The sequence below is a fragment of the Actinomyces sp. genome, from assembly GCF_030524025.1.
Classification (GTDB): Bacteria; Actinomycetota; Actinomycetes; order Actinomycetales; family Actinomycetaceae; genus Actinomyces.
Map to the genome: position 1 here is coordinate 58,237 of NZ_JAUNHI010000006.1, position 6,346 is coordinate 64,582.

5 protein-coding genes are annotated in these 6,346 nt (G+C 73.2%); 4 read left to right on the plus strand and 1 reads right to left on the minus strand.

From position 1 onward, the window contains the following. Positions 1 to 99 precede the first annotated feature (99 nt). Together Q4C85_RS04175 and Q4C85_RS04180 are read left to right on the plus strand one after the other, a co-directional pair. Entirely contained in the window at positions 100 to 1,338 is a 1,239-nt protein-coding gene (locus tag Q4C85_RS04175) for a UDP-N-acetylmuramate dehydrogenase (RefSeq protein ID WP_303139903.1), read from the plus strand. Positions 1,339 to 1,367: 29 nt separating this feature from the next. Beyond that, positions 1,368 to 2,222, plus strand: a complete 855-nt coding sequence (locus tag Q4C85_RS04180) for a glycerophosphodiester phosphodiesterase family protein (protein ID WP_303139905.1) — start codon at positions 1,368 to 1,370, stop codon at positions 2,220 to 2,222. A 103-nt stretch (positions 2,223 to 2,325) separates the two neighbouring features. On the opposite strand, the gene Q4C85_RS04185 is transcribed toward Q4C85_RS04180, so the two are convergent. Further along, positions 2,326 to 3,348: an adenosine deaminase gene (locus tag Q4C85_RS04185; RefSeq protein ID WP_303139908.1), complete on the minus strand. Its 1,023-nt coding sequence runs from the start codon at positions 3,346 to 3,348 to the stop codon at positions 2,326 to 2,328. 84 nt (positions 3,349 to 3,432) lie between these two features. Between Q4C85_RS04185 and Q4C85_RS04190 the strand changes: the two genes are divergently transcribed. Beyond that, positions 3,433 to 4,680 (plus strand): phosphotransferase, encoded by a 1,248-nt coding sequence (locus Q4C85_RS04190; RefSeq protein ID WP_303139910.1) that lies wholly within the window; start codon positions 3,433 to 3,435, stop codon positions 4,678 to 4,680. A 158-nt stretch (positions 4,681 to 4,838) separates the two neighbouring features. Further along, positions 4,839 to 6,320 carry a sodium:alanine symporter family protein gene (locus Q4C85_RS04195; RefSeq protein ID WP_303139913.1) on the plus strand — a complete coding sequence of 494 codons (1,482 nt, stop codon included), beginning with the start codon at positions 4,839 to 4,841 and terminating at the stop codon, positions 6,318 to 6,320. Positions 6,321 to 6,346: the final 26 nt, after the last annotated feature.

Genomic DNA, 6,346 nt, shown 5'->3' on the forward strand with positions numbered 1-6,346 from the left:
TCGCCCCGGCGTGATCGCCCGACCCCGCACCCGGTGTGCGGGGTCCTCTTCTCGCCAGGTCCCGCCCGGGGAAGAGCCCCCGACCCAGGAGTTCCTGCCATGACCGACACCAGCGGCCCGTCCCCGCACCTCGACGCCACCGTCTGTCCCGGCACGCCCGGACCGGCCGACCCCTGGCCGGCGCCGGTCGAGGCGCTGGCGCACCGGCCCGGCTCGCGACTGCCGGCCCATGCGGCGCCCACGACCCTGGCCGAGCTGACGACGCTGCGGGTGGGGGGACCGGTGGGGGAGTACGTCGAGGCCAGGAGCGAGGCCGAGCTGATCGACGCCGTCCGCCAGGCCGACGACTCCGGCACGCCCCTGCTCGTCGTGGGCGGCGGCTCCAACATCGTGGCCGCCGACACCGGCTTCCCCGGCAGGGTCCTGCGCGACGCCCGCCAGGAGGTCGTGCTCGTGGCCGACAACAGCTGCGGAGGCGTGGAGTTCACCGTCACGGCGGGCACCACCTGGGACGACCTCGTGCGCGAGGCCATCGCCTCCCACTGGGGCGGCTTCGCCCCCCTGTCGGGCATCCCCGGCACGGTGGGGGCGGCGCCGGTGCAGAACATCGGCGCCTACGGCGCGGAGGTCTGCCAGCTGCTGGCTTCCGTGCGCGCCTGGGACCGCGCCGCCGGGCGCACCGTCCACCTCGCGCTGACCGAGCTGGGGCTGGCCTACCGGGACTCTGACCTCAAGCGCTCACTGAGCGACGCCCGGGTCGGTGCCGGACGGACCTGGGGGCCGACCGGCCGGTGGGTCGTCCTGTCGGTCACCTTCCTTGTGCGTCCCGCATCCCTGTCGGCCCCGATCGCCTACAGCCAGCTCGCCCGGACCCTGGGCGTCGAGACCGGCGCCAGGGTGGACGCCCGCGCCATGCGCGAGGCGGTCCTCGACCTGCGCCGCTCCAAGGGCATGGTCCTGGACTCAGCCGACCACGACACGTGGTCGGCCGGCTCCTTCTTCACCAACCCCATCCTGCCCGCACCCCTGGCCGCCGCGCTGCCCGCCGACGCCCCCCGCTACCCCGTCGAGCCCCGCGGCGCCACGGGGCAGGGCCAGGAGCCCGGCCCGCAGGTCAAGACCTCGGCCGCCTGGCTCATCGACCACGCCGGCTTCTCCAAGGGCTACTCCCTGGAGGGGGCCCGGGCGAGCCTGTCGACCAAGCACGTCCTGGCGCTGACCAACCGCGGCGGCGCCAGCGCAGGGGAGATCGAGGCGCTGCGCGACGCCGTCGTGGCCGGGGTGCGTGAGCGCTTCGGCATCACCCTCGTGCCCGAGCCCGTCCACGTGGGCTGGTGATCCGGAGCCGTCGACCAGGAGGACCACCGATGAGCCAGGACGCCCCCCGCGCACAGGGCCGGGGCTATCTGCCCGCACCGCGGCCCGCGGGCGGCGGTGCCCGCGAGCTTGTCCACGCCCCGCGGCTGGAGCGCACTGTCATCGCCCACCGCGGGCTGCCCTCCCGTGCGCCGGAGAACACGATGGCCTCCTTCCTGGCGGCCGCCCGGGCCGGCGCGACATGGATCGAGACCGACGTCGACCTCCTGGCCGACGGCACCGCGGTGCTCATCCACGACACGGCCCTGGACCGCACGACCGACCGCTCGGGCTCCATCTACACCCTGCAGGCGGCCGACCTGGCCTCCATCGACGCAGGGTCGTGGTTCGACCCGCGCTTCGCCGGCGAGCGGCTGCCCGTGCTCGACGCCTTCATCGACCTGTTGTCCGAGCACGGGCTCCACGCCAACATCGAGCTCAAGCCCAATGAGCAGGGCGCCGTGCGCAGCCTGCTCCTGGTCGACACCGTTGCCCGCGCCCTCGAGCGCCTCGACCCGGCCTGCCAGGTCCTCGTGTCCTCCTTCAGCCAGCCCCTGCTCATGGCCTTCCACCAGCGTCATCCGCGCTACGCCACCGCCGTGCTCTACGAGGCCGGGGCCATCCGGCCCGACTGGCTCTCGGTGGCCGAGCTGTGCGGGGCCGGCTGCATCCACCCCCAGGACGAGGGGCTGAGCGAGTCGATGGTCGCCCTGGCCCGCCGCGCCGGCTACGGCGTCAACGTGTGGACCGTCAACTCCGCGGCGCGCGCCGCCGAGCTCTTCGAGTGGGGCTGCACCGGGGTGTTCACCGACGTCGCCGACGAGTTCGGCGCGCTCGAGGGCTCCCAGCACCCATCACGGCAATGAGTCCGGCACTGAGTCCGGCACTGAGCCCGGCACCCGCCGCGGCTCCGGCAGCGCACCGAGTGGCCCGCCGGCTCCGGCGCGGCGCGCAGCATCGCGGCCCGGCTCAGGGGCAGGGCGCGGCCAGCCAGGCGTCGACCTGTCCCAGCCAACGTTCCTTGGACTCCGGCGCGGCCAGGGAGGCCCGGATCGAGCCGCGCGCCAGCTCGGCCAGGTCCTCGTCGTCCAGGCCCAGCGACCGGGCGATCGCGTACTGGTCGACCAGACGGGTGCGGAACAGGAGGGGATCGTCGGCCCCCAGCGCCACCTGGGCGCCGTGGTCGAGCAGGGTGCGCAGAGGAACCTCACTGGTCTCGCGGTAGACCCCCAGGCACACGTTCGACGCCGGGCACACCTCGAGGCTGATCCCCGCGGCCACCACCGCGTCCAGCAGCGAGGGGTCCTCGCTCACGCGCACCCCGTGGCCCAGCCGGGTCGGCCCGAGCGAGCCGAGCACATCACGCACGTGCCGGGGCCCGAGCAGCTCGCCGGCGTGGGGCAGCGATGCCAGGCCGGCCCGCCGGGCGATCCGGAAGGCCGGCCCCCACGACGCCGTCTCACCGGCACGCTCGTCGTTGCTCAGCCCGAAGCCGACGACCGTACCGGGTCCCTGGCCGGCGTAGCGCGCCGCCAGGCGCGCCAGGGTCCTGGCCTCCAGGGGGTGGCGTATCCGCGAGGCGGCGACGATGACCGACACCTCGGTGCCCGACAGGACCGTGGCCTGCGCCGCGGCGTCGAGGATGATCTCCAGGGCTGGGGTGATCCCCCCGACGAACGGGGCGTAGGAGGTCGGGTCGACCTGGATCTCCAGGCGGCGGGAGCCCTCGGCGGCGTCGTCGAGAGCCGCCTCCAGAACGATCCGGCGCATTGTCTCCTCATCGCGCACCAGGTGGCGGGCGGTGTCGTAGGCCCGCTGGAAACGGAACCATCCCCGGTGGTCGGCCGGGACGTGCAGCGGGTCGCCGTCGATGAAGGACGAGGGCAGGCGCGAGCGCTCGGACTGGGCGAGGTCGACCAGGGTCTCCAGACGCATCGACCCGGTGAAGTGCAGGTGCAGATGCGCCTTGGGCAGGGTCGACAGGTCGCGCATGGCCGGATTGTGTCACGTCGCCTCCCCGTGGGGCGGACGCCGAGCCTGGTGCTGGACCGGCCCGCGGTAGGGCACACTGGTCCCATGAGCAACCCGATGGCAGGACGCGAGTCCGAAGAGGTCTCGCTCCTGACCGGCCCACGCGCCGCCTCCGTGCTGGCGGCCGCGCTCGCGCCTGCGGGCCAGCAGCTCATGAGCTGGGAGGTCCACTCGGTCCACCACCGCCCCGGGGCGGGGGTCTCGGTGGGCTACACGGCGGTCGTCGCCTCCGCCGGAGGGCGGCACACCACCGAGTACCTGTGCGCGACCACGGCCCGCCTGTCCAACCCCCAGGCGGCCGGGCTGACCCGGGTCGCCCCGACCGGGGGTGTGGGCCCGGCGGTCCACGTCTGGCGCCATCCGGCCGACCCCGAGCTGCCCGCCCTCGCCGTGGCCTGCACGCCCTCGCTGCTGTCCCGGCGCCTGGGGGTGGCGGTCAAGGCGACAATGGTCGCCTACCGGCCCACCCGCCGCGCGGTCGTGCGCGTGACCTACCCCGACTCCTCGACCTCCTACGCCAAGGTGCTGCGGCCCAGCCAGTACGCCGCCTTCGCCGAGCGCCACCGCATGCTGCGCGCCGCCGGCGTCCCCGCGCCCGAGGTGCTGCGCGATGACCCCGACGGACTCGTCCTGCTGTCCACCGGCCACGGGGTGGCCCTGTCCTCCCTGCTGTCCCACGGCATGGAGGAGTCCCAGGCGGCACGCGTCTTCCGCTCGCTAACCGGCCTGCTCGACTCACTGCCCGCCTCTGCCCTCCAGCTGTCCGCCCACCCCGCCTGGTCGGAGCGCTCGCGGCACTACGCCCACGCCGCCTCGACCGTCCTGCCCGAGCACTCCGCCCGCGCCCGCGCCGTGTCCGAGGGCGTCGAGCAGTTGATGGCCGCCACCGACCCCGGCCCGGTCGTTCCCGTCCACGGCGACTTCTACGAGGCCAATGTCCTCATGGAGGGGGAGGGCGTGGCCAGCCTGCTCGACGTCGACTCCCTGGGCCCGGGCCACCGGGTCGACGACCTGGCCTGCCTCCTGGGGCACGTCAGCGTCCTGGACCACCTGGCCCCGGCCTCCTACCCGCACCTGCGTCCGATCCTGGAGACCTGGACCCGCATGGCCTCTCAGCAGGTCGACCCGGTGGCCCTGCGGGCGCGGTGCGCCGGCGTCGTCCTGTCCCTCGTGGCGGGGGCGCGGCGCGAGGACGGCGGCCCCTGGCGGCCCGACGCCGAGGGGCGCCTGGCCCGGGCGGAGACCTGGCTGGCCCAGGCCCGGGAGATCCAGGCCCGGCGGGGCGCGCACTGACCGGACCCGGCGTGTCCGATCACGTGTGCCCCTCGCTTGTCGCGGGGCACTTCCCCGCCGCCACGACGACTGCCTGTGACGCGCCTGACATGAGCGTGACACACCGCTCTCTGTAGTGTTCGCCAGCATCGAATTCCCTGCGGACCGAAAGGACGGTCATGACCCTCCCTCCCACGAGCCTGCTCGCCGTCACCGCCCAACCCACCGGCCTGAGCGAGGTGCTCAACTCGATCAACGACTTCCTGTGGGGCCGCTGGCTGCTCATCGTGCTGCTCCTGGGCACCGGCATTGTCCTGACCATCAGGCTGCGCGGTATCCAGCTGTGCAAGCTCGGGCCGGCGCTGCGCTTCGCCCTGTTCCAGCGCGACGGCGGCGGCGAGGCCGATTCCGCGGCGGGGGACATCTCGCACTACCAGGCCCTGACCACTGCCCTGGCCGCCACCGTCGGGGTCGGCAACATTGTCGGTGTGGCCACCGCGATCCACCTCGGAGGCCCCGGCGCGTTGTTCTGGATGTGGGTCTCGGCCCTGTTCGGCATGGCGTCGAAGTACTCCGAGGCCTTCCTCGCGGTGCGCTTCCGCACTACCGACGCCCGGGGACAGCAGTCCGGCGGCCCGCAGTACTACCTGCGTCACGCGATCCCGGGGTGGCCCGGGAGGTTCCTGTCGTTCTTCTTCGCCTGCGCCGCGGTGCTGGCCTCCTTCGGCATCGGCTGCATGACCCAGTCCAATGCCGTGGCCGTCCAGCTCCAACGCTCCTTCCACCTCGAGACCTGGATCGTCGGGCTGGTCCTGGCGCTGGCGGTCGGCGCCGTCCTCCTGGGCGGGATCAAGGCCATCGGCCGGGTGACGGCCGGCTTCGTGCCGATGATGATCGTCTTCTACGTCACCGGCTGCCTCTACATCCTGATCGTCAACGCCCATGGCATCCTGCCCGCCCTCCAGGAGGTCATCACCGGAGCCTTCACCGGCAGTGGTGCGGTGGGCGGCTTCATCGGATCAACCTTCATGATGGCCCTGCAGTACGGCGCGGCCCGCGGGCTGTTCTCCAACGAGTCGGGCATGGGCTCGGCGGCCATCGCGGCGGCCGCGGCCAAGACCCACCACCCCGCCCGCCAGGGCCTGGTCTCGATGACCCAGACCTTCATCGACACGATCATCGTGGTCTCCTGCACCGGCCTGGTCATCCTGGCCACCGGCACCTGGAAGACCTCCTCCGACCCCGGCACGATGACCGGTGACGCCTTCACCCACGGCCTGCCCGGCAACTGGGGCCACTACATCGTGTCGATTGCCATCGTGTTCCTGGCCGCCTCGACGATCCTGGGATGGGCCTACTACGGGGAGCGCTGCGTCGAGCGGCTCGTCGGCGTGCGCGGCGTCGTGGTCTACCGGGTCATCTACACCGGGGTCGTCTTCGTCGGCACGGTCACCGAGCTGACCGACGTGTGGACCTTCTCCGACATTGCCAACGGCCTCATGATCATCCCCAACCTGCTGGGCCTGCTCATCCTGTCCGGGCTCATCGCCCGGGAGACCAAGGCCTACCTCGAGCAGGACCCCTACCTGCGCCGTCGAGGCGATGAGTTCTCCTCCGTGCCCGGGCAGGACGCCGTCGACACCGCCCCGGCGTCGTACTGAGTGCCCGCCGCGAGTGCCCGCCGCGA